Below are 22,146 nucleotides of genomic sequence, written 5' to 3'. Positions count from 1 at the left end.
TCACTCGTCGTCGGAGTCGTCCTGCCCGCGACCGTTGTTGCCGGGGAAGTCGGGGGAGTCCTTGTCGTGCCCGAACGCGTTGCCGCGGCCGTTTTCGCCGGGCCCATCATCGCCCGAGGCGTCGCTGCCGCCGGTGCCGCGACCGTTGTTCCCCGGGAAGTCAGGGGAGTCCTTGTCATGACCGAACGCGTTCCCGTTCCCGCCGTTGCCGTTGCCGCCCTTGTTCCCATCCCCGCGGCTTCCGCTATCACCAGGGAAGTCGGGGTCGCCCTTGTCGTGCCCGAACGCGTTGCCGCGGCCGTTCCCGCCGGGGCCGTCATCCGACGTGGCGGCGAACGTCGCAGGGATCAGCTGGGGGAGCGGAGCGCCGGTCGCGACGCTCGGCACCAGGATCGCGGCCGCCACGACGACGGCGATCGCGGCGCCCGTGAGGAGCAGCTTCTTCGAACCCATGACGCACCTCGGTTTCGGGCGGCGGAGGCAGCCGGTGCGGGGAGCGTACCACCGCCGAGGCGCAGTGCGAAGGGCCTCGGCTAGCGCGCGTAGCGCGTGACGAAAGTGCGCAGCATCCGACTCGGATGCGAGACCGCCGCGCGCCGCACCGCGGCGAGGGTGAGCTCGAGCTCGTCGGCGGCGAAGTACCCGTAATCCGCGTACGCGTGGATGCGCGTGGTGATGCCCTCGACGTCGAGCTCGGGGTGGAACTGCGTCGCGTACACGTTCTCTCCGACCTGGAACATCTGCACCGGGCAGCCGGGCGACGACGCCAGCAGCGTCGCCGAAGCGGGCAGCTGCGAGATCGCCTCCTTGTGTCCGACGAATGCATCGAACGTCGTCGGCATGCCCTCGAGCAGCGGATCGGATGCCCCGGCCTCCGTGATCGTCACCGGAACGACGCTGATCGGCTCGGGGTAGGTGCGGTCGATCACCGCGTTCTGGTGCGCGCCGAGCGTGCCGATCCCGTAGCAGGCGCCGAGGAACGGGAAGTCGCGGTCCACGACCTCGTCGAGCAGCGTTGCGAACTCCGCCTCCACGCGCCGCTGCACCTTCGACTTCTTCTCGAGCGGGTCGGACGCGTTGAACGGGCCACCGCCCACGAAGATGCCCGACAGCGCGTCGAGATCGAACCGCGGCATCGGCTCCGCCTCCAGCCGCACCCGCACGAGCTCATCGGGCGTGAGCCCGGTGTAGCGCAGGAACAGCGCGTACTCCTCGTCGGCGGGCACGTCCTCGGCACGGGTGGCGAGGAGGACGAACGGCTTCACCGCACCAGCCTACGTGGGCGGGCGCCGGCGTTTCGCGTGCGGCTTCGCGTGGGCCGGGTGCACAGAATCGGAGGGTTCTCGGCGACGCGCCGGTGTGCGGCATCCGGGGTCGGCGTGTCGTGCGGGGTTTCCGATGTTGTGCGTCGCGGCCTTGCGTGGGCGGGGTGCACAGATTCGGAGGTTCTCGGCGACGCGCCGGGGTGAGGCGTCCGGGGTCGGCGTGTCGTGCGGGGTCTCCGATGTTTTGTGCGAGCGCCGGGGTTCCTTCCCAGACGGCACGGCCCACGCCTTGTGCACAGATTCCAGGAACACGGTCGAGGTCGAGGGCATCGCCGCTGAGCATTGAGCGCGTGTGCACTTGCCCATCTCCTGGCGTCACGACGTTCGGGGAGCTGCGCGCGTCGGGAATCCCCAGGTCGAAGATCGCAGAGGCGCTGCAGACGGGCGCGCTCTCGTCGCTTCGGCGAGGAGTGTACGAACGCGTCGGAGCGTGCGAGGACCTCAAGATCGCGGCAGCCCATGGTGGATCGATCGCCTGCGTCAGCGCGGCAGAGCATCTGGGTCTCTGGGTTGCGGAACACGGCGCCGAACTCCATGTCGGACTCCGGCCCCACGGGCGCGTCTACGAGCATCAAGACTGCTCCTGCGTCGTCCACTGGAACGACGAGGAAACGAAGGGCAGCGCTTTCGGTGTGCCCTCGGTTCGCGTGGTGTTGCGGCAGATTCTTCGGTGCCAGGGGCTCGAGTCGTTCTTTGTGTCACTCGAGTCGGCACTGCGGCAGCGCAAGCTCACGAGCGCCGACCTCGCGTGGTTGCGGAACAACACGAACCGGCAGGCGCGCGACGCGATCGCTTTCGCGCATCGTGATGCGGACAGTGGCCTCGAGTCTCTGTTCCGCTGGCGGCTCCGACGGCATCGGCTCGATGTGCGGACTCAGCAGGAGATCGTCTCGGTCGGCCGGGTCGACTTCGTGATCGGCGAGCGGTTGATCGTTGAAGTCGACGGGGCGCCGAACCATGACGGCGCGTCACACCGGCATAAGGACCTCGTTCGCGACGCGAACGCCGCGGCGTGGGGGCTCGTCAGTCTTCGCTTCGACTACGCCATGGTCGTCCACGACTGGGAGACGGTCGAACTCGCGATTCTCGGCCTCGTCGACCGCGGGCTGCACCTCGCGTAAGAAGTGCGCGCACAGGATCGGAGCCTTTCGGCGACGCGCCGGGTGGCAACATCCCGCCCCGGCGTGTCGTGCAGAACATCCGACTGTGGGTCCGACACCTTCCCCACGGACGGATGCCTCGGCCCCGCGCATCTGCGCCGGGCCGAGGCATCCGTCTGACTGGCGTCAGTCGTTCGGCTCGAACCGGTGGGTCCAGCTCGACACCGCACCGGCGTCGACCGCGAAGCCGGCCTTCGGCACCGCCGTCACGCGGACCTCGGATCCGGCGGGAACCTTGACCAGCGGCTTCTCGGCCTTCACGCCGTTCACGTAGTAATCGAACGCCGGGTCGGGCGCGACGATCACGTGGTCGGAGCGCGAACCGCGCGGGTCGACGAACTTCGGCTCGCGGGGGGTCGCCGCCGTCGTGCGCGTGGGCACGTTCGCGAAGTCCATGCCGCTCGCGAGGTGGTAGCTCGTGTACGACGGCTGGTTGTAGGTGGTGTTCTGGCGGGCCACCTCGGCGCGGTACTGCACGTCGTGCATCAGGGTCGGCAGCTTGTGCGTCGTCGCCTCGGTGCTCGTGTAGACACGCAGGGCGCTCGAGTCGACGGTGCGCACCAGCAGCTCCTCCCGCCAGTCGCCGAACACGTCGGCGACGAGCGAGGGGTTGCCCTTCGTCCCGTTGTTGGTGCGAGTGCCGTCTGCGGTGAGCAGCGTCCCGCGCGTCCAGTCCTTGATCGTCGGCGTCACTTCCTGCGCGCCGTCGACGATCTGGGTGGTCAGGTCGCCCGCCCAGCGGATCGACTGGTTGGTGCCCGGCGTGCCCGCCTCGAGGGGAGACCCGGACGCGCTCAGCAGGCCGGATCCTTCGGTACCGTTCGGCATGCTCGCCCACACCTCGATGCCGGGCACGTCCGCCCGCACATCGCCGATCATGCTCCGGCCGGTGTCACGCCCCGAGTACGCCCCGAAGAGCACCTCGCCGGTCGCGGCATCCCGCATCGCCGACCCGTACGGCGCGTACGTCGCACCCTCGTGCGCCGTCCAGATCTCGAGACCGGGGCGGGTCGGGTCGATGTCCGTGACGTGCATCGCATCGCCGTGGCCGAGACGGACGACGTCGCCAGGAGCGGCGCTGCCCTCCGGCAGCGTGTCGAACGAGCTGTAGAGCAGTCCGCCGTCGTCGTCGATCGTGGCCGCGCCGTAGACGATCTCGTGCTTGCCGTCGCCGTCCACGTCGGCCGCGCTCAGCGAGTGGAAGCCCTGCGTCGTGATCGTGCCGAACACGGGGTCGGTGCCGTCGCGGCCGTGGGGGCCGTCGTTGAACGGGTTCGTCATCGGCACGTGGCCGCTGTCGACCGCCCAGCGGGTCGTGAGGTGCTCGCCGTCCCAGTCATAGGCGTGGATCGTCGTGCGCGTGTAGTAGCCGCGGGCGAAGACCGCCGAGGGGTGCGTGCCGTCGAAGTACGCGACGCCGGCGAGGAAGCGATCCACGCGGTTGCCCGGCTCGATGCGCGCCATCGCGTAGTCGCCCCACAGCAGGCCGTCGTCGTCGCGGCCCGGCTCGTAGCGCACGGTCTCGAGCTCTTCGCCGGTCGCCGAGTCGAAGACGGTCAGGTACTCAGGCCCGTCCACGATGAAGCCCTCGAATGTCGTGAGGTCGTTGCGGGCGCTGCGCGACGGCGCGTAGGTGGTGATGAAGTAGTCCACGAGCTCGGTCGCCGACGCCTCTGACAGCGGATACTCGTGCGGCACGGGGATGCCGAACGCCTCTTCCAGCGTCGCCGGCCAGTGGCCCGCGACGACCTCGGGGTGATCCGACCAGCCCTCGAACACTTCGATGAGGTGCCGGCGGTAGTCGGCGGCGCTCATGCGGTAGTCGTCGGTGGCCTTGTACCCGGCAGCGAGGTCGTCGGCGAGCATCGTGATGTTCGCGGATGCCGCGACGGTGCCATCGGCGTTGTAGCGCGTGGACTTCGTGCCGGGCGCCGTCTTGAGCATGGTCTCGGAGCGGCCGTCGCCGTCGAAGTCGTAGACCATGAACTGCGTGTAGTGCGCTCCGGCGCGGATGTTGACGCCGAGATCGATGCGGTTCAGCAGCGTGCCGTCGAGCTCGTACGTGTCGACGTACACCGTGCCTGTGTAGCCCTTCTGCGACACGTCCTTGGAGTTGGACGGATCCCACTTCACGACGAACTCGTAGGCGCCGTCGCCATCGACGTCGGCCACCGACGCGTCGTTCGCCGAGTAGGTGAACGCCTCACCGGCGGGTGTGACGCCGTCGGCGGGCTTCTGCAGCGGCAGGTCGTAGAACCCGTCGCCCCACACCGACACCGGTGCGGACTGCTCGCCGGTGACGTCGTGCCAGGCGGCGGCGACCGTGTAGACGGATGCCGCCGACCCGTCCGGGTCGGCATAGTTCGTGCTGTCGTCGACCGTGGCGATCCGCTCGCCGTCGCGGAACACGGCGAACGACGGGCCGCTGACGCCGGTCTCGGTCGCCGGTCCGGCCTCGGTCGCCAGCAGGCGCCAGCTGAGGAAGACGCCTTCGCCGGTCGCGACCGCGACGAGGCCGCGATCGAGGGCTTCGAGCTGCGCGCCCGCGGACGCGTCGCCGGAGGGCGGCGGCGCCTGCTGCGCCAGCGCGGGGGACGCCAGGCCGAGGGTCAGGGCGCAGGCGGCCGTGCCGGCCACCATCGCGCGTACGGAGGTTCTGTGGAGATTCATCGTCGAATCGCTCTCCCGAGGTTGTGGGCCGCGTGGGGTACGGACCGTTGCATCGTTTCAAACGTAGGGAATACGTTTTCCCGAGCGACCCTAGTCCCGGTGTCTCGAGGAGGTCAAGGCTTCCGGCGTCAACATTGGAACGATTTAACGCGTCTGGTCTGTGGTGACCGGATCCACAGATGAGGAGCGGAGCCGGGCTGAGGGCGGTCGCACGGCGTCTCGCCCCTCATCTCGGCGCAAGTCCCCAGATGAGGGAACGCCCGCGCGCAGCGGCCCACCATGAACGAAACGGATGCCTCGACCCGGCGCAGCACGCCGGGTCGAGGCATCCGTGATCGGTGCCTTACGAGGCGTACGTGACGTAGCCGAGCTCCACCGGCGACACGAGCTGCGGGTGCGCGGGCCGGACGCGGACCGTGTACCCGAACGTGCCCGTGACGCTGAGCGGCAGGGTGCCGGTGAAAGTGCGGATCCCGTCGACGCCCTCGCCGGTGGGGGAGAGGCGGTACACCGAATGGTCGCGCGCGAGCGCGTCGTCCTCGTCGGTGCGGCCGTAGAGGAGCTCCACCGCGACATCGTCGGGTGAGAGGCCGTCGAGCCTCACGTCGGCGCGCACCTCGAGCGCGTCGCCGGCTTGCGCCTGCGCCGGGATGCCGGAGCTGTCGACGCTCGCGATCGAGATCCGGTTCCAGGCGCCCTTGATTCGCCCGACGAACGCGGCGACCTCGCGGGCCAGGGCGAACCCGTTCGCGCGCAGCGCCACGTCGTGCGCGGCAGCAGGCACGTACAGCCGCTGGACGTAGTCGCGCACCATGCGGTCGCTCGTCGCCTTCTTGCCGAGATCGGTCATGGTGTGTCGCACCATGCCCAGCCACGCGGTCGGGATGCCGCCCTCGCGCTCGTAGAACTTCGGCACGAGCTGGTGCTCGATGAGGTCGTACAGCGCCGCGGCCTCCGCGTCGTCGCGCTCCTCGTCGTTCGACGCGGTGTCGGCCGTCGGGATCGCCCAGCCGTTCTCGCCGTCGAACCACTCGTCCCACCAGCCGTCGAGGATCGAGAGGTTCAGCGCGCCGTTGAGCGCGGCCTTCATGCCGCTCGTGCCGCAGGCCTCGAGCGGGCGCAGCGGGTTGTTGAGCCACACGTCGCAGCCGGGGTACAGGTCCTTGGCGAGCGTGATGTCGTAGTCGGGCAGGAAGACGATCCGCCCGCGCACCTTCGGGTCGCGGCTGAAGCGCACGAGCTGCTGGATGAGGATCTTGCCGGAGTCGTCGGCCGGGTGCGACTTGCCGCCGATCACGATCTGCACCGGCCGCTCGGGGTCGGTCAGCAGCTTCGTGAGCCGCTCGGGATCGCGCAGCATCAGCGTGAGTCGCTTGTATGTGGGCACGCGTCGCGCGAAGCCGATCGTCAGCACCTCGGGGTCGAGCAGATCGTCCACCCAAGCGGGTGTGTGGTTGCCTCCGGTGGACAGGGATGCCGCGACGCGCCGCCGTGCCTCGGCGACGAGCCCGCCCTTCATCTGCTGACGAACACCCCAGAGCTCGGCATCCGTCACGGCTGCGCGGTCGGTCCAGTCGTGGGTGTCGGTGTGCGCATCGCCCCACGCGCGCTCGCTCACCGCCTTGAGTGCCGGATGCACCCACGTCGGGGCGTGCACGCCGTTCGTGATCGACGTGATCGGCACCTCGTCGGTGTCGACGCCCGGCCACAGCATGCCGAACATGCCGCGGCTCACCTCGCCGTGCAGCACCGAGACGCCGTTGGCGTGCTGGCCGAGGTGCAGGCCGAGCACGGCCATGTTGAAGACGCCCTGATCGCCGCCGTTCCACGTCTCGAGGCCGAGCGCGATCGCGCGCCCCGCGTCGAGGCCCTGGAAGAGGCCGCTCGTGAGCACGTTCGCGATGAGCTCTCGCGAGAAGCGGTCGATGCCCGCCGGCACCGGAGTGTGCGTCGTGAACACCGTGCCCGCGCGCACCTGGGCCAGGGCCTCGTCGAAGCTGAGTCCGTCGTGCGTGATGAGCTCCGACATCCGCTCGAGCCCCTGGAACCCCGCGTGGCCCTCGTTCGTGTGGTAGACGTCGGGCGCGGGGCGGCCGGTCAACTCGGACCACGCGCGCACTGCGCGCACGCCGCCGACGCCGAGCAGCAGCTCCTGCAGCAGGCGGTGCTCGCCGCCGCCACCGTAGAGGCGATCGGTGACCCGGCGCATCTCGTCGGTGTTCGACGGCGTCTCGGAGTCGAGGAGCAGCAAAGGGATCCGCCCGATGTCGGCGATCCACACGCGCGCGTGCAGGCGGCGGTCGCCAGGCAGGTCGAGCGCGATCTCGACCGGTGTGCCGGCGCGGTCGCGCAGCAGCGTCAGCCCGAGGCCGTACGGGTCCAGCAGGGGATAGGCCTCGCGCTGCCACCCGTCATCGCCGATCGACTGGCGGAAGTATCCCGCGCGATAGAAGAGCCCGACGCCGGTCAGCGGCACGCCCAGATCGGACGCGCTCTTGAGGTGGTCGCCGGCGAGGATGCCGAGTCCGCCGGAGTACTGCGGCAGCGAGCCGTCGACGCCGAACTCGGGGGAGAAGTAGGCGATGTGGACCGGCTTGTCTCCCTCGAGGCGCTGGAACCAGCGGTCGCCCTCGAGGTACGCGGTGAGTCGCTCGTCCTCTTCGCGGACCCGCGCGAGGAACTCCTCGTCGCGTGAGAGCTCGTCGAGGCGAGACTGACCGAGTGCGCCGAGCATGCGTGCGGGGTTGGCGCCGATGTCGTCCCACAGTGCGGGATCCATCGAGGCGAACAGCGCGTGCGTCGCGCGACTCCACGACCAGCGCCAGTTCGAGGCGAGGCGATCGAGCGGGGCGAGGGTTTCGGCCAGCACAGGGCGGACCGTGAACGTTCGGATGGCCTTCACGCTCGCGATTCTAGGGGCAGAAGCTGGAAGCGCTTGCACCGCTGTCGCCGCGGCGGCCGAACAACGCGAGTCGCCGCGGGGAACATCGCCGGTACGCTGACACGGCCACCTGCGGAGTGCAAGGGTGCGGATGGCGTCGGGCGCCGGGTCTACGCTGGGGTCATGGCCATCGCACGACTTCACGGAGGCCCGCTCGACGGGCAGCTCCTGCCCCTCGAAGACCCCGAGCTCGACCGCTTGATCGTCCCCTACAGCGAGACGCAGGTCGTCTACGAGCGCAAGGGAGCGCCCGAGAACACGGGCGACGGCGATGGACCGACCGAAGCCGAGTTCTGGTTCATCGAGGCCGAAGACGACATCGATCCGTACAGCGACACCGCTCGTGAGCGCCGCTGACAAGCACCCTGCGGAGCCGACCGAACCGAGCCATTCGGTCGAGGTCGAGCTGAAGTTCGACGTCGAGGACGACACCCCGCTGCCCGACTGGTCGGGTCTGCCCGGGGTGTCGTCTGTCGGCGCGGCCGAGCCTCGCGCGCTCGACGCCGTGTACCTCGACAGTGACGACCTCGCCCTTGCGCACGCCGGCTACGCGGTGCGCCGCCGCACCGGCGGTCCCGACGAGGGCTGGCACATCAAGGGTCCCCGCGACGCGGAGGGCGGCCGGGTCGAGCTGCACTGGCCGCTCGGCACCGACGACACGGTTCCGGATGCCGTCGCCGACGCCCTCGCGGCGGTCTCGGTGACATCGCACCTCGCGCCGATCGCGCGCATCCGCAACCAGCGCACGGCGTACGCCCTGTGCGATGCCGAGGGCGGCGTCGTCGCCGAGTTCGTCGACGACCGGGTGGTCGCCACCGACGAGCGCGACGGCGTGGAACGCACCTGGCGGGAGTGGGAGTTCGAGCTCGGCCCCGCCGCACCCGGTGCCGCGGACGACCGTGCGGCGCTCTTCGGCGCCGCCGACGCCGCGGTGCGACGCGCAGGAGGCCGGCCCGCGGCATCCGCCTCGAAACTGGCCCGCGCGCTCGGCGCCTGACACTTCGCCTCGCAGGCTCGCTCGACGAGGAAACGCCCCGGACCCTTCGAGAGGATCCGGGGCGTTTCGGCGTCAGGCTGTGATCAGAGGTTGATCATGTGGCCGGCGAGGCCGTGGAAGGCCTCCTGCACGGCCTCCGACAGCGTCGGGTGCGTGTGGACGTTGCGCGCGGCCTCGAGAGCGGTGAGGTCCCACTTCTGCGCCAGCGTCAGCTCGGGCAGCAGCTCCGAGACGTCGGGGCCGATGAGGTGACCGCCGAGCAGCTCGAGGTGCTCGCCGTCCGCGATGAGCTTGACGAAGCCGATGGGCTCGCCCAGGCCGTTCGCCTTGCCGTTCGCCGAGAACGGGAACTTCGCGACCTTGACGTCGTAGCCGGCGTCGCGCGCCTGCTGCTCGGTGAGGCCGAACGAAGCCACCTGCGGCGAGCAGAACGTCGCGCGCGGCATCATGCGGTAGTCGCCGAGGGTCATCGTCTCGGCCTTGCCGATCGTCTCGGCGGCCACGACGCCCTGCGCCTCGGCCACGTGGGCCAGCTGCAGCTTGGCCGTGACGTCTCCGATCGCGTAGATGTGCGGCACGTTGGTGCGCATGTGGTCGTCGATGTCGATGGCGCCGCGGTCGGTGAGCTTCACGCCGGTGTTCTCGAGCCCGAAGCCCTCGACGTTGGCGGCGAAGCCGATCGACATCATGACCTTGTCGGCGTCGATCGAGCCGGTGGAGCCGTCCTTGGCGGTGTAGGTCACGGTGACCTTGTCGCCCTGGTCGACGACGGTCTCGACCTTGGTCGAGGTGAGGATGTCGACGCCGTAATTCTTGTACTGGCGCGCGATCTCCTTGGAGACATCGGCGTCCTCGTTGGGCAGCGCACGGTCGAGGAACTCGATGATCGTGACCTTGACGCCGTAGTTCACCATGACGAAGGCGAACTCCATGCCGATGGCGCCGGCGCCGACGATGACGATCGACTGCGGCAGGTCGCGGGCGAGGATCTGCTCCTCGTACGTGACGATGTTGCCGCCGATCTGCACGCCCGGGAGCAGGCGGACCTTCGAGCCGGTTGAGATGATCGCGTTGTCGAAGGTGACGTCCTCGGTGGAGCCGTCGGCCTTGGTCACGCGGATCGTGTTCGGACCGGTGAACGATCCGCGTCCCTCGTACTCGTCGACCTTGTTCTTCTTCATCAGGTAGTGGATGCCCTTGACATGGGTATCGGCCACCTTGCGGCTGCGATCCCACGCGACGCCGAAGTCGAAGTGCACGTCACCCGAGATGCCGAACAGATCGGCCTTGTGGTGGAACTGGTGCGCGAGGTCGGCGTTCTTGAGCAGAGCCTTCGAGGGGATGCAGCCGACGTTGAGGCAGACACCGCCCCAGTACTTCTCTTCGATGATCGCGACCTTGAGGCCGAGCTGAGAAGCACGGACGGCCGCGACGTACCCGCCGGGCCCCGCGCCGAGGATGGCGACGTCGTAGTGAGGCATGCTTCCAGCCTAGTGGTCGGCCGAGGGCGGGGATCCGGGCGGCGAGGGGCCGCCCGGAGCGCTCGCAGACGGGCCGGTGAGGGCCTTCTCGCGCCGCGAACGCGACACCAGCAGGTACACGACGGCGGCGATCAGCGCGAGCGCCAGCAGTCCTGCGACGACCCACGGCCACGCGCTCGGTGCGTCGTCGGAGGTCGGCAGGCTCGTGGCGGTCGGGGTGGGTTCGACGGTCTCCGTCGGCGCAGCGGTCGCCGTCTCCGACGGCGTCGGCGATGCCGTCGGGGTGGGCGACGGCGCTCCTGCGACTGCGAACGAGAACTCGCCCGAGATGGGATGCCCGTCGCTCGATACGACCTTCCACAGCACTGTGACCGCACCGGACGCCTCACCCGCGAGGGGCTGCGTCAGCACGTTGTCGTTCACGACCGGCGCGCCGGCGGTGAGCGTGGCGCCCGCGGCATCCGTCACCTCCACGACCGACGCGCCCTCGTCGTCGGCGATCTCGGCGCTGAACGTGAGCGTGAGCTGCGCGGGAAGAGCGTCGAGGCTGCTGTCGGCGGCGGGATCGCTGCCCAGCAGCTCATCATGCGCGTCGGCAGGGGATGCCGTGACCAGCACGAGTGCGAAGGCGGCGAGCAAGGCGGCGACCAGCGCCGCGACGGGGGCTGAGAGCCGTTTGTGAACTCTGTGTGACATCACCTGATCGAGCCTATCCGCCCCTTCGATCCGGGCGTCCCGAGGTCTAGCATGGCCGCAAGGCGGGGGATCTGCCCGCCCGCCTGGTGACGGAAGGATGGCGGCGATGGACTCCATGATGATGGACGCCATGTCGAAGGACATGATGTCGATGCCCGGCATGGACACCATGGACATGTCGGTGATGCAGGCCTGTATGGACGCCTGCTCGGCCTGCGAGCAGGCGTGCACGGTGTGCTCCACGCAGATGATGTCGTGTGCCCCCGCGTGCATGAACTGCGCGGACATGTGCAACACGATGATGCGCGCCATGATGCGCATGCAGGGTATGAACCCGGCCACGATGATGTCGATGCTGGACGCGTGCATCGCGATGTGCCAGCTCTGCATGGACGAGTGCATGGAGCACGCCGACCACAGCGAGGTCTGCAAGATGTGCGCTCAGGCCTGCCAGGCGTGCATGGACGCCTGCATGGCGATGAAGAACTCGATGATGGCGATGGGCTGAGGGCCCGTCGCCTTTCTCATCCCTGCGCGATCCCTCACGCAGGCAGGACCGCGGCGGGGCCGCTCAGGCTTCGGCGAGCTCCGCGCGGAGGACGTTGAACCGTGCGCCGCCGACGGCGAGCACGTGGTAGCGCTCGTGCAATGCGACGGGCGTGCCCGGGGTTGCGGTCGCCGCGGCGCCCACGCCGTTCCACAGCACGATCGACGTCGCGTCGGTCAGCGTCCGGACGATCACGAAACCGGACCGCTCGTCGGACTCCTCGACGATGGCGTCCGCCCACTCCGACGGCGTCGCCGAAGCCAGGCGCGCCTGGATCAGATGCAGCGCGTGGCCGGGAGCGAACGAGGAGCAGCTGCCGCCGTGGTCGCACATGCACGCCGCACGCTCACGCACCTGGAGGGGCGGGATGTGGCTGTGCGGGCTGGACACGGTGGTCTCCTTCTCATTCGACGAATCGTCTACGGTCCTGCCAGGCTAGGCGGGCACGTGTTCCGGGGCATCTCACGCGAAACGCGGCGAAACATTGCAGTACGAGCGCTTTTCCGAGAGCGTCGGGGCTTCGCTTCGGCTCGCGGACGTGCCGGGGCTCTCGACAGCGCCGGCGTCGGCGACCGGGTGAAGTCGACCGCAAACGACCTCGTCGCAGCCGAGGTCGATCGGATAGGCTGAACGGATAGAGGAGGAAACCGTGGAGCACGACCGCCGACCCGATCAGGGCGACATCCGCCGCGCAGCAGGGGCCGACGCACACGAGTCCGACCGTGCCGCCGACACCACTCAGACGTTCGGCCACGATTCCGATCTGTCGTTCGTGCCGTTCGGCAGCGAGCTCGGCGATGCGGAGCTCGACGCGATCGACGCCCTTCCTTCCGGTGCTGCACTGCTGCTCGTCCGTTCCGGACCCACAGCAGGCGCGCGCTACCTGCTGGACTCCGACGTGACGACCGTGGGGCGGCACCCCGAAGCCGACATCTTCTTCGACGACGTCACCGTCTCGCGCCGCCATGCCGAGATCACACGTTCGGGAACGACCTTCGAGCTGGTCGACCAGCGCTCTCTCAACGGCACCTACGTGAACGGCGAGCGGGTAGACAGGGCCACGCTCACCAACGGCGCCGAGGTGCGCGTCGGAAAGTTCCGCCTCAACTTCTTCGTCTCGCCGGCCGACCTCGTCCGGGCGGCGGACGCCTGATGCCCGCGGCATCCGCCCGTGAAAGGGCGTCGTCCGCGGGTCTTCTCAGCATCGGGCAGGTTCTGGCGCGCCTGTCGCCGGAATTCCCGTCCCTGACGTCGAGCAAGCTGCGCTTCCTCGAGGTGCAGGGGATCGTCACACCGCTGCGTACCGAGTCGGGGTACCGCAAGTTCTCTCAGGACGACCTGGAGCGGCTGCGCCTCGCGCTGACGCTGCAGCGCGACCACTACCTGCCGCTGTCGGTCATCCGCGACTACCTCGAGGACGTCGACGCCGGCCGCGACCCGGCCACGCCGACCGCGGTGCCGCCGCCCTCGATCGTGCCTGCACCCCGCCGCTACCGCCGCGACGAGATGCTCGCCGCCGCCGGGGCCGCCCCTCAGCTGCTCAACGACGCGATCAGCACGGGCATCATCGCCGGCGCCGAGTCGTACACGGAGCAGTCGGTCACCCTGCTACGTGCGCTCGTCGCGCTCGACCGGCACGGCATCGAGCCGCGTCACGTGCGTGCGCTGCGGCAGAGCGCCGAGCGCGATGTCGCCCTCGTCGAGTCGGCATTGGCTCCCCTCCTGCGGCGGACGGATGCCTCGTCCCGCGGTCGTGCCGGCGAGCTCGCCCCGGAATTGGCCCGGCGTCTCGACGACGTGCGGGCGATCTTCGTGCGCGCCGCACTCGACCGCATGCTCGCCTGATCAGAGCGACAAACCAGGCCAGGCGAACAACGGCCGCCGAGTCCAGGACCGGTCGCGGAGCGCGGCCAGGCGTGCGACACGCCGACCTGCGAACAGCGGATGTCATTGCCGCGAGGGGGAGGCTGATCTAGCGTTGAGTTATTCGATTCCGGAGGGGGGAACGAGCATGACCGGAGACGTGGCTGCAGGTGAGCCATTCGGTGCCGAACTCCTCTTCACCGACGGACTTCCTGCGATGGACGACGAGGTCGGCTATCGCGGTGCCGTGGCGGCGAAGGCCGCCGGCATCACCTATCGTCAGCTCGACTACTGGGCTCGCACCGAGCTCGTCGAGCCGACCGTGCGGGGTGCCAGCGGGTCGGGCTCCCAGCGGTTGTACGGCTTCCGCGACATCCTGGTGCTGAAGCTCGTCAAGCGACTCCTCGACACCGGCATCTCCCTGCAGCAGATCCGCACCGCCGTCGATCAGCTCCGTGCCGCCGGCATCCGCGATCTCGCCGGAACGACCCTCATGAGCGATGGCGCGTCGGTCTACCTCTGCACGTCGAACGACGAGGTCATCGACCTCGTCAGCCGCGGCCAGGGCGTCTTCGGCATCGCCGTCGGCAAGGTGCTGCGCGAGGTCGAGTCCGAGCTCGTCGAGTTCGAGTTCGAGCGGCCCGACCCCATGGACGAGCTCGCCGTCCGTCGCGCCGCGCGCTCCGCCTGACTCACGCGAGCGCCGGCTCGACCCGTCCCCGCGCCCCCGTGGTGGCGCTGAAGGCCTGCGCCAGGTCCGCGATCAGATCGGCCGGGTCTTCGAGCCCGATCGACAGGCGCACCAGCGCGTCCGAAGGCTTCGCGTCCGACGCGACCGGGCGATGCGTGAGAGCGGCCGGATGCTGGATGAGCGAATCCACGCTGCCCAGTGACACCGCGTGCGTGAACAGCTCGACAGCCGCCGTCAGCGACGATGCGGCGTCGAAGCCGCCGGTGAGGTCGATCGCGATCATCGCGCCCGGACCCGACTGCTGAGTGCCCACGAGGCCGTGCGGATCGCTCGCCGCGAAGCCGGGGAAGTGGACGCGCGCGACCTCGGGCCGCGTCGTGAGCCACTCCGCGACCACGCGGGCGCCTTCCTGCTGTGCTCGCATGCGCACCGGCAGTGTCGCGAGACCGCGGTGCAGCAGGTACGCCGAGAGCGGGTGCATGATCGCACCCGTGATGGCGCGCGTGCGGCGCAGCGACGCGGCGAGCCGTGCGTCGCAGGCGACCACGCCGCCGACGACGTCGCCGTGACCGCCGAGGTACTTCGTGGCGCTGTGCAGCGACAGCGCGGCACCGAGATCGAGCGGATGCTGCAGCACCGGTGTGGCGAACGTGTTGTCGACGAGCACGGGCACATCGCCGGCCGCAGCGACGACGGCACGGATGTCGACGAGCTCGAGCGTCGGGTTCGCCGGGGTCTCGAGCACGACGAGCGCCGTGTCGTCGCGCATCGCCTCGGCCACGGCGTCGGGGGCGCAGAACGTGGTCTCGACGCCGAGCAGCCCCGACGCCAGCAGATGATCGGTGCCGCCGTACAGCGGACGCACCGCGACGACGTGGCGGCGTTGGGACTCGTGCGTCAGCGCGAGCAGCACCGCGGTGACCGCGGCCATGCCCGACGAGAACGCCACCGCCTCCTCGGCATGCTCGAGGCGGGCGAGGGCCTCTTCGAACCGGGCGACCGTCGGGTTCCACAGCCGGGCGTAGACGTTCGAGCCACCCTCGAACGGGTGGCCTCCGGTCGCCAGCACCTCGTACGACATGCCGCCGAGCTCGATGCCGGGCAGCGGATTGGTCGAGGAGAGGTCGAGGGGGAGTGCGTGGACGCCCAGCGCTGCGAGATCGTCGCGGCCGGCGTGCACGGCAAGGCTGTCAGGGTGCAGCGTCATCGATGCCATGGCGATATGGTCAGTGATCGCGAGGCGAATCGCAAGTCGTGATCACTCATCCACGAACAACGTGCGCAAATTGTTAGACGGGTGAGCAGCGCGGTCACCCTCCACGAATGCGGGGATGCCGGCATCCGGCGCGGTCAGGAGCGCGTGTCTTCGGGAACCGGGATGCGGCCGGTGCGCATCACGCGGTCGAGCAGCGAGTCGAAGTCGGCTGCGAGCTCCTGGGCCGAGTCACCGGGCCAGATGTGCAGCGGCTTCGCGGCGCCCTGGGCTTGCTGCAGCGAGGTGCGCTCGGGAAGCTGCGGGCTCAGCACGAGCGGTCCGAACATGTCGCGCAGCTCCTTGATGCGGAACTGGTGCTCGATGGACTGAGGGCGCACGCGGTTGACGACGATGCCGAGCGGCTGCAGGCGAGGGGAGAGGCCGCGGCGGATCTCCTCGATGGCGCGCAGCGCGCGGTCGGCGGCCGCGACCGAGAACAGGCCGGGCTCGGTGACGACGATGACCCGGTCGGATGCCGCCCAGGCGGTGCGCGTGAGCGCGTTCAGCGACGGCGCGCAGTCGATGAGCACGAGGTCGTAGTCGGCCTCGATGGTCGCGAGCGCCTCTTCCATCTTCCAGACGTCGCGCACGCTCGGGTGCGGACCGTCGAAGTTGATCGCCGAGGGGCTGCCGATCATGACGTCGATGGTGCCCGGATGCACCTTGGCCCACCCGCTGGAGGTGATGGCCTGACGGACCGTCTTCTCCTTCGGGTTCGCCAGGACATCGGCGACATTCAGTCGACCGGCGACTTGGATGTCCATGCCCGTCGATACGTCGGACTGCGGGTCGAGGTCGACGACGAGCGTGCGGACACCGCGGGCGAAGGCCGCCGACGCGAGTCCGAGAGTCACGGTCGTCTTGCCGACGCCACCCTTGAGCGAGCTGACGGATAGGACGTGCACAAGGCACCACGTTACCGTCCCCTAGGCTGTGAGCACACTCAGCCTGTTTCCAGAGGCCCACCCGCGCCGCCGCTCACGGAGGTCGAATGTTCCGCAAGATCCTGGTCGCGAACCGAGGCGAGATCGCCATCCGGGCTTTCCGCGCCGCGTATGAGCTGGGGGCCCGCACCGTCGCGGTGTTCCCGTACGAGGACCGCGGCTCGCTGCATCGGCAGAAGGCGGACGAGTCATATGAGATCGGTGAGAAGGGCCATCCGGTCCGCGCCTATCTCGATGTGGACGAGATCGTGCGCGTCGCGAAGGAGGCCGGCGCGGACGCGATCTACCCCGGCTACGGCTTCCTCTCGGAGAACCCGGAGCTCGCCGAGAAGGCCGCCGCGAACGGCATCGCCTTCATCGGTCCGCCGGCGAAGGTGCTCGAGATGGCCGGCAACAAGGTCACCGCCAAGCACCACGCAGTCGCCGCAGGCGTGCCCGTTCTGCGCTCGACCGAGGCTTCGGACGACGTCGACGCCCTGCTCGGCCAGGCCGACGAGATCGGCTTCCCGATCTTCGTCAAGGCCGTCGCCGGTGGCGGCGGCCGCGGCATGCGGCGCGTCGAGCGTCGCGAGGAGCTCGCCCCTGCCCTCGCCGAGGCGATGCGTGAGGCGGGGAGCGCCTTCGGCGACGCCCGCGTCTTCCTCGAGCAGGCCGTGCAGCGCCCGCGCCACGTGGAGGTGCAGATCCTCGCCGACGCGACGGGCGAGACCGTGCACCTCTTCGAGCGCGACTGCTCGGTGCAGCGTCGTCACCAGAAGGTGATCGAGATCGCCCCGGCGCCCAACCTCGACCCGGCCGTCCGGGATGCGCTGCACGGCTACGCCGTGGCGTTCGCACGGTCGATCGGGTATGAGAACGCGGGGACGGTCGAGTTCCTCCTCGAGACAGCCGGTCCTCGCACCGGCGAGGTCGTCTTCATCGAGATGAACCCCCGCATCCAGGTCGAGCACACCGTCACCGAAGAGGTGACGGATGTCGACCTCGTGCAGTCCCAGATGCGCATCGCCGCCGGGCAGACCATCGCCGAGCTCGGCCTGACGCAGGACCGCATCCAGCTGCGCGGCGCCGCGCTGCAGTGCCGGATCACGACCGAGGACCCGTCGCAGGGATTCCGGCCCGACACCGGCCGCATCACCACCTACCGTTCCCCGGGCGGCGCCGGCATCCGGCTCGACGGTGGCACCACCGCCGCCGGGTCGCAGATCAGCCCGCACTTCGACTCGATGCTGGCCAAGCTCACCTGCCGCGGCCGTGACTTCCCGGCCGCGGTGGCCCGTGCCCGCCGCGCCCTCGCGGAGTTCCGCATCCGCGGCGTCTCCACCAACATCCCGTTCCTGCGGGCGGTGCTCGACGATCCCGCGTTCGTCGCGGGCGACGTGAGCACGTCGTTCATCGACGAGCGTCCCCAGCTGCTCACCAGCAACCCGTCCCGCGACCGCGCGACCAAGCTGCTGAACTGGCTCGGCGACATCACCGTCAACCGCCCGTACGGCGACAAGCCGCTCTCGGTCTCGCCGGGCAGCAAGCTGCCCGACATCGACCTCGCGGCCGCGCCGCCCGCCGGCGCCCTCGCCCGGCTGCGCGAGCTCGGCCCCGAGGGCTTCGCCCGCGCGCTGCGGGAACAGAGCGCCCTCGCCGTCACCGAGACGACGTTCCGCGACGCCCACCAGTCCCTGCTCGCCACCCGGGTGCGCACGCGCGACCTGGTGCGGGTCGGCCCGCACGTCTCGCGGATGACTCCCGAGCTGCTGTCGGTCGAGGCGTGGGGCGGTGCGACGTACGACGTCGCGCTGCGCTTCCTCGCCGAGGACCCCTGGGAGCGTCTCGAGGCACTCCGCGAGGCCATGCCGAACATCCCGATCCAGATGCTCCTGCGCGGCCGCAACACCGTCGGCTACACCCCGCGTCCGGTAGCGGTGACGGACGCGTTCGTGCGCGAGGCCGCGGCCACCGGCGTCGACATCTTCCGCATCTTCGACGCGCTCAACGACGTGTCGCAGATGCGTCCGGCGATCGACGCGGTGCGCTCGACGGGCACCGCGATCGCCGAAGTGGCCCTCTGCTACACCTCCGATCTGCTCGATCCGGCGGAGCAGCTCTACACGCTCGACTACTACCTGCGCCTCGCCGAGCAGATCGTCGAGTCGGGCGCGCACATCCTGGCGATCAAAGACATGGCGGGGCTGGTGCGCCCCGCTGCTGCCGCGAAACTCGTCACCGCGCTCCGCGAGAACTTCGACCTGCCGGTGCACCTGCACACCCACGACACCGCGGGCGGCCAGCTGGCGACGCTCCTCGCAGCCAGCGCCGCAGGGGTGGATGCCGTGGACGCCGCAGCCGCGCCGATGTCGGGAACCACGAGCCAGCCGTCGCTCTCGGCACTCGTGGCCGCCCTCGCGCACACCGACCGCGACACCGGCCTGAGCCTGCAGGCGGTGAGCGACCTGGAGCCGTACTGGGAGGCCGTGCGCCACCTGTATCGCCCGTTCGAGTCGGGGCTCGCCTCGCCGACGGGTCGCGTGTACCACCACGAGATCCCCGGCGGACAGCTCTCGAACCTCCGTCAGCAGGCGATCGCGCTCGGCCTCGCCGACGACTTCGAGCTCATCGAGGACATGTACGCCGCAGCCGACCGGATCCTGGGCCGCATTCCGAAGGTGACGCCGTCGTCCAAGGTCGTCGGCGATCTCGCGCTGGCCCTGGTCGCGGTACGCGCGGATCCCGCCGACTTCGAGGCGAACCCGCAGAACTACGACATCCCCGACTCGGTGGTGGGCTTCATGGCCGGCGAGCTGGGCGATCTGCCCGGCGGGTGGCCCGAGCCCTTCCGCACCAAGGTGCTGGCGGGCCGCACGGTCTCGATCGACGTGCCGGAGCTGACCGCCGACGAGCACGAGGGTCTCGCCGGCGACACCGCGCTGCGCCGCCGCACGCTGAACCGGCTGCTCTTCCCCGGACCGGCACGCGAGTTCGAGAAGAACCGCGAGGCGTACGGCGACCTGACGGCACTCGGCACGCCCGACTACCTCTACGGCCTCAAGCCGGGGGAGGAGCACGTCGCCGAGATCGACCCGGGCGTGCAGCTGTACGTCGGGCTGGAGGCCATCGGCGAGGCCGACGCCAAGGGGTTCCGGACGGTCATGACGACCCTCAACGGCCAGCTCCGCCCGGTGTTCGTGCGCGATCGCAGCATCGCCGTCGAAGCGCGCCAGGTCGAGCGCGCCGACACGACGAAGCCCGGGCAGGTCGCGGCACCGTTCTCGGGCGTCGTGACGCTCAAGGCGGCCGTCGGCGATGCCGTGACAGCGGGTCAGCCGGTGGCGTCGATCGAGGCCATGAAGATGGAGGCGGCGATCACCGCACCCGTCGACGGCGTCGTCGAACGCCTCGCGATCGCCGCGACCGCGCAGGTCGATGCGGGCGACCTTTTGGTCGTGATCCGTCCCGCGCAGTAGCCTGGAGGGCGGCATACGCCCGATATGCCCCCGCGGCTCCATCACAGCCGCCGTCTTTCCAGGAGAACTTCGCAGTGACGCCCGATCGCACCGAACACATGCCCGACGAGCCCGAGAACGGGGTGCTCTCCGAGACCGGCAGCATCGACACGACCGGTCTCGGCATCCTGGGCGGTGCAACGGCGCAGGTGAACGTCGAGCTGCCGTCGGAGTCCGATGACGACCTCGCCGATGACGACGTCATCGACGACGAGGTGCCGTTCATCATCGAGATCCCCGCCGACGCGGACCTTCCCGTCATCGCGTCCGCGCCGGCCGCGGAGTACCCGGCCGACACGACCGAGGCGGAGATCATCGAGACGAACGCCGACCTCGAGGAGTGGACGATCGAAGGCGAGGGCTTCGCGGCCGCGCCCCCGGCGGAGGACATCGCCGACGCCGACGAGGTGCTCGAGGTGCTCGAAGGCGACGAGACGTCCCACGCCGCGGAGTACCCGGCGGCCGAGCAGGCGGATGCAGCTGTCATCGCCGACGAGACCGCCGAGGGCGCGGCCGGCCTCGAGCCGAGCGTTGCAGCGGATAACGTCGAGCCCGCTTTCGGAGCCGCCGCCACCGAGTCCGACGAGTCCGACCCCGCCGGCGACCAGCCGGCCGCAGCCGACGCCGTCTTCGCCGACGTCACCCCGGAGCCCGGTGCCGGCGAACCCGCAGGCGATGAGTTCACGGTCGTCGACTTCGACGCCGTCGAGTTCGAGGACGCGGACTTCGACGAGGAGTTCGATGCCGCCGAGTTCGACATCGTCCTCGCCCAGGAAGAGGTCGAAGCGGCTCTGGCGGAGAACGCCGCGACGGGAGACGATGTCATCGCGACCGACGACACCGCGGAGGAGCCCATGAGCGCGAAGACCCCGGCCGACAACGGCGAGGACGCCGGCACGACGGATGCCGCGGCCGCGGCATCCGCGCCCCAGACGTCGCCCGCACCGCCGTCGGTCTCGGCCGCCGCCGCAGCCGCGAAGACCGCCACGGGCTCGACGCCCGCGACGCGTCGTGCGGCGAACCACACCGGAGCGCAGCCCGTCGTCGAGCGCTCGGCCGTCGAGCGCGCCGCGTTCCCGCGCGCCGACGTCGCCCTGTCGTCGAAGCGCCTCGGCGAGTTCGAAGCCGACCGCGAGACCGCCGACCTGCTCACCGCCGACCGGCTGCTCGACCCTCACCAGGTCGTCCGGCCCGAGCCCGAAGGCGCCTGGCAGCATTTCGTCTACTCGATCTCGGGTCGCCGCATCAACCTCGGCGACAGCAAGCGTGCGAAGGCCCGCAAGGATCTCGACCGCCGCATCGCGGCGCCGCTCACCGGCGGTGCGCGCTTCGTGCCGGTGCTGTCCCGCAAGGGCGGCGTCGGCAAGACGACCGTCACCGCCCTTCTGGGCCAGGCGCTGGCCGATGCCCGCGACGACCGCGTGATCGCGGTGGACGCCAACCCGGACCGGGGGACGCTCGCCGAGCGGATCTCGAGGGACAGCGGCAAGACCGTCCGCGACCTGGTGCGCATCAGCCCCGAGGTCGTCGGCTTCAACGACCTGTCGAACATCGTCGCGCGCGACGAGACGCGGCTCGACGTCGTCGCCTCCGACACCGACCCTCGCGTATCGGAGGCGTTCAACGACGCCGACTACCGGAACGTCGCGGCACTTGCGGCCCACTACTACTCGGTCGTGCTCACCGACACCGGCACCGGCATCGTGCACTCCGTGATGGGTGCCACGCTCGATCTCGCCGACCAGCTCGTGATCGTCGCCGGTCTCAGTGTCGACGAGGCGCGCCTCGCGTCGGAGACGCTCACCTGGCTCGAGACGAACGGATACGCGGACAAGGTGCGCAGCGCCGTCGTGGTGCTCAACAACGCGCGCCCCGGTCAGCCTCTCGTGCAGCTCGACGAGCTGGAGTCGCACTTCCGCAGCCGCGTGCGCGCCGTGGTCCGCGTGCCCTACGACGCCCACATCGCCGCCGGCAGCGCGATCGTGTTCCGCGAGCTGCAGCCGGCGACACGGGATGCGGCACGCGCCCTCGCGGCGACCGTGGTCGAGGGCCTCCGTTCGCTCGCTCCGGCGGCCTGAGGCA

18 protein-coding genes are annotated in these 22,146 nt (G+C 70.0%); 9 read left to right on the top strand and 9 right to left on the bottom strand.

Going from position 1 to position 22,146, the window contains the following annotated elements; all coding sequences use genetic code 11:
- Both Q9R08_RS08875 and Q9R08_RS08870 read right to left on the bottom strand, forming a co-directional pair.
- Positions 1–453, bottom strand: coding sequence for a hypothetical protein (locus tag Q9R08_RS08875; RefSeq protein WP_308867605.1), 453 nt, complete (start codon positions 451–453; stop codon positions 1–3).
- An 80-nt stretch (positions 454–533) separates the two neighbouring features.
- Positions 534–1,265, bottom strand: coding sequence for a glutamine amidotransferase (locus Q9R08_RS08870; protein ID WP_308867604.1), 732 nt, complete (start codon positions 1,263–1,265; stop codon positions 534–536).
- A gap of 470 nt (positions 1,266–1,735) precedes the next feature.
- On the opposite strand from Q9R08_RS08870, the gene Q9R08_RS08865 reads away from it, so the two are divergent.
- Positions 1,736–2,446 carry an endonuclease domain-containing protein gene (locus tag Q9R08_RS08865; protein WP_308867603.1) on the top strand — a complete coding sequence of 237 codons (711 nt, stop codon included), beginning with the start codon at positions 1,736–1,738 and terminating at the stop codon, positions 2,444–2,446.
- 165 nt (positions 2,447–2,611) lie between these two features.
- Here Q9R08_RS08865 and Q9R08_RS08860 read toward each other — a convergent pair whose 3' ends face one another.
- Positions 2,612–5,155 (bottom strand): rhamnogalacturonan lyase, encoded by a 2,544-nt coding sequence (locus Q9R08_RS08860; protein WP_308867602.1) that lies wholly within the window; start codon positions 5,153–5,155, stop codon positions 2,612–2,614.
- A 343-nt stretch (positions 5,156–5,498) separates the two neighbouring features.
- On the bottom strand, positions 5,499–8,057 hold the full coding sequence (glgP, locus tag Q9R08_RS08855; protein ID WP_308867601.1) for an alpha-glucan family phosphorylase: 2,559 nt from the start codon (positions 8,055–8,057) through the stop codon (positions 5,499–5,501).
- Between the two features lie 162 nt (positions 8,058–8,219).
- On the opposite strand from glgP, the gene Q9R08_RS08850 reads away from it, so the two are divergent.
- Both Q9R08_RS08850 and Q9R08_RS08845 read left to right on the top strand, forming a co-directional pair.
- Positions 8,220–8,453: a response regulator gene (locus Q9R08_RS08850; protein WP_308867600.1), complete on the top strand. Its 234-nt coding sequence runs from the start codon at positions 8,220–8,222 to the stop codon at positions 8,451–8,453.
- A complete protein-coding gene (locus tag Q9R08_RS08845; protein WP_308867599.1) occupies positions 8,440–9,093 on the top strand; it encodes a CYTH domain-containing protein in 654 nt (217 codons plus the stop codon). Before Q9R08_RS08850 ends, Q9R08_RS08845 begins: the two co-directional genes overlap by 14 nt.
- Positions 9,094–9,176: 83 nt before the next feature.
- On the opposite strand, the gene lpdA is transcribed toward Q9R08_RS08845, so the two are convergent.
- Positions 9,177–10,574: a dihydrolipoyl dehydrogenase gene (gene lpdA / locus Q9R08_RS08840; protein ID WP_308867598.1), complete on the bottom strand. Its 1,398-nt coding sequence runs from the start codon at positions 10,572–10,574 to the stop codon at positions 9,177–9,179.
- A gap of 9 nt (positions 10,575–10,583) precedes the next feature.
- Positions 10,584–11,270 carry a copper resistance protein CopC gene (locus tag Q9R08_RS08835; RefSeq protein WP_308867597.1) on the bottom strand — a complete coding sequence of 229 codons (687 nt, stop codon included), beginning with the start codon at positions 11,268–11,270 and terminating at the stop codon, positions 10,584–10,586.
- Between the two features lie 106 nt (positions 11,271–11,376).
- Between Q9R08_RS08835 and Q9R08_RS08830 the strand changes: the two genes are divergently transcribed.
- A complete protein-coding gene (locus Q9R08_RS08830) occupies positions 11,377–11,778 on the top strand; it encodes a four-helix bundle copper-binding protein (protein ID WP_308867596.1) in 402 nt (133 codons plus the stop codon).
- Positions 11,779–11,841: 63 nt separating this feature from the next.
- Here the strand turns inward: Q9R08_RS08830 and Q9R08_RS08825 are convergent, their stop codons facing one another.
- The gene (locus Q9R08_RS08825; protein ID WP_308867595.1) at positions 11,842–12,207 is read right to left on the bottom strand and encodes a hypothetical protein; all 366 of its coding nucleotides are present in this window, start codon (positions 12,205–12,207) and stop codon (positions 11,842–11,844) included.
- Positions 12,208–12,466: 259 nt separating this feature from the next.
- Between Q9R08_RS08825 and Q9R08_RS08820 the strand changes: the two genes are divergently transcribed.
- The 3 genes from Q9R08_RS08820 (at position 12,467) to Q9R08_RS08810 (ending at position 14,371) form a co-directional block, all read left to right on the top strand.
- Positions 12,467–12,970, top strand: a complete 504-nt coding sequence (locus Q9R08_RS08820) for an FHA domain-containing protein (protein ID WP_308867594.1) — start codon at positions 12,467–12,469, stop codon at positions 12,968–12,970.
- Entirely contained in the window at positions 12,970–13,662 is a 693-nt protein-coding gene (gene ftsR, locus Q9R08_RS08815) for a transcriptional regulator FtsR (protein ID WP_308867593.1), read from the top strand. The genes Q9R08_RS08820 and ftsR overlap by 1 nt, the downstream gene beginning before the upstream one ends.
- A gap of 166 nt (positions 13,663–13,828) precedes the next feature.
- The gene (locus Q9R08_RS08810) at positions 13,829–14,371 is read left to right on the top strand and encodes a MerR family transcriptional regulator (RefSeq protein ID WP_308867592.1); all 543 of its coding nucleotides are present in this window, start codon (positions 13,829–13,831) and stop codon (positions 14,369–14,371) included.
- A 1-nt stretch (position 14,372) separates the two neighbouring features.
- Here the strand turns inward: Q9R08_RS08810 and Q9R08_RS08805 are convergent, their stop codons facing one another.
- Together Q9R08_RS08805 and Q9R08_RS08800 are read right to left on the bottom strand one after the other, a co-directional pair.
- Complete coding sequence (locus Q9R08_RS08805) at positions 14,373–15,587, bottom strand: trans-sulfuration enzyme family protein (RefSeq protein ID WP_308867591.1); 1,215 nt, start codon at positions 15,585–15,587, stop codon at positions 14,373–14,375.
- Between the two features lie 134 nt (positions 15,588–15,721).
- Complete coding sequence (locus Q9R08_RS08800) at positions 15,722–16,531, bottom strand: ParA family protein (protein ID WP_308867590.1); 810 nt, start codon at positions 16,529–16,531, stop codon at positions 15,722–15,724.
- Positions 16,532–16,617: 86 nt separating this feature from the next.
- Here Q9R08_RS08800 and Q9R08_RS08795 point away from each other — a divergent pair, with 86 nt between their 5' ends.
- Together Q9R08_RS08795 and Q9R08_RS08790 are read left to right on the top strand one after the other, a co-directional pair.
- Positions 16,618–20,025 (top strand): pyruvate carboxylase, encoded by a 3,408-nt coding sequence (locus Q9R08_RS08795; RefSeq protein ID WP_308867588.1) that lies wholly within the window; start codon positions 16,618–16,620, stop codon positions 20,023–20,025.
- 74 nt (positions 20,026–20,099) lie between these two features.
- A complete protein-coding gene (locus tag Q9R08_RS08790) occupies positions 20,100–22,142 on the top strand; it encodes a MinD/ParA family ATP-binding protein (RefSeq protein ID WP_308867586.1) in 2,043 nt (680 codons plus the stop codon).
- Positions 22,143–22,146: the final 4 nt, after the last annotated feature.

This window comes from Microbacterium psychrotolerans (genome assembly GCF_031085295.1).
Taxonomy (GTDB): Bacteria; Actinomycetota; Actinomycetes; order Actinomycetales; family Microbacteriaceae; genus Microbacterium; species Microbacterium psychrotolerans.
The sequence above is the reverse complement of the archived record's forward strand: the minus strand, read 5'-3'. Positions and strand labels throughout refer to the sequence as shown.

Excerpts from the sequence above, each read along its gene's own strand:
- Q9R08_RS08850 (WP_308867600.1), top strand. The coding sequence starts at position 8,220 with ATGGCCATCGCACGACTTCACGGAGGCCCGCTCGACGGGCAGCTCCTG.
- Q9R08_RS08805 (WP_308867591.1), bottom strand. The coding sequence starts at position 15,587 with ATGGCATCGATGACGCTGCACCCTGACAGCCTTGCCGTGCACGCCGGC.
- Q9R08_RS08875 (WP_308867605.1), bottom strand. The coding sequence starts at position 453 with ATGGGTTCGAAGAAGCTGCTCCTCACGGGCGCCGCGATCGCCGTCGTC.
- Q9R08_RS08860 (WP_308867602.1), bottom strand. The coding sequence starts at position 5,155 with ATGAATCTCCACAGAACCTCCGTACGCGCGATGGTGGCCGGCACGGCC.
- Q9R08_RS08835 (WP_308867597.1), bottom strand. The coding sequence starts at position 11,270 with ATGTCACACAGAGTTCACAAACGGCTCTCAGCCCCCGTCGCGGCGCTG.
- lpdA (WP_308867598.1), bottom strand. The coding sequence starts at position 10,574 with ATGCCTCACTACGACGTCGCCATCCTCGGCGCGGGGCCCGGCGGGTAC.
- Q9R08_RS08830 (WP_308867596.1), top strand. The coding sequence starts at position 11,377 with ATGGACTCCATGATGATGGACGCCATGTCGAAGGACATGATGTCGATG.
- Q9R08_RS08810 (WP_308867592.1), top strand. The coding sequence starts at position 13,829 with ATGACCGGAGACGTGGCTGCAGGTGAGCCATTCGGTGCCGAACTCCTC.
- ftsR (WP_308867593.1), top strand. The coding sequence starts at position 12,970 with ATGCCCGCGGCATCCGCCCGTGAAAGGGCGTCGTCCGCGGGTCTTCTC.
- Q9R08_RS08795 (WP_308867588.1), top strand. The coding sequence starts at position 16,618 with ATGTTCCGCAAGATCCTGGTCGCGAACCGAGGCGAGATCGCCATCCGG.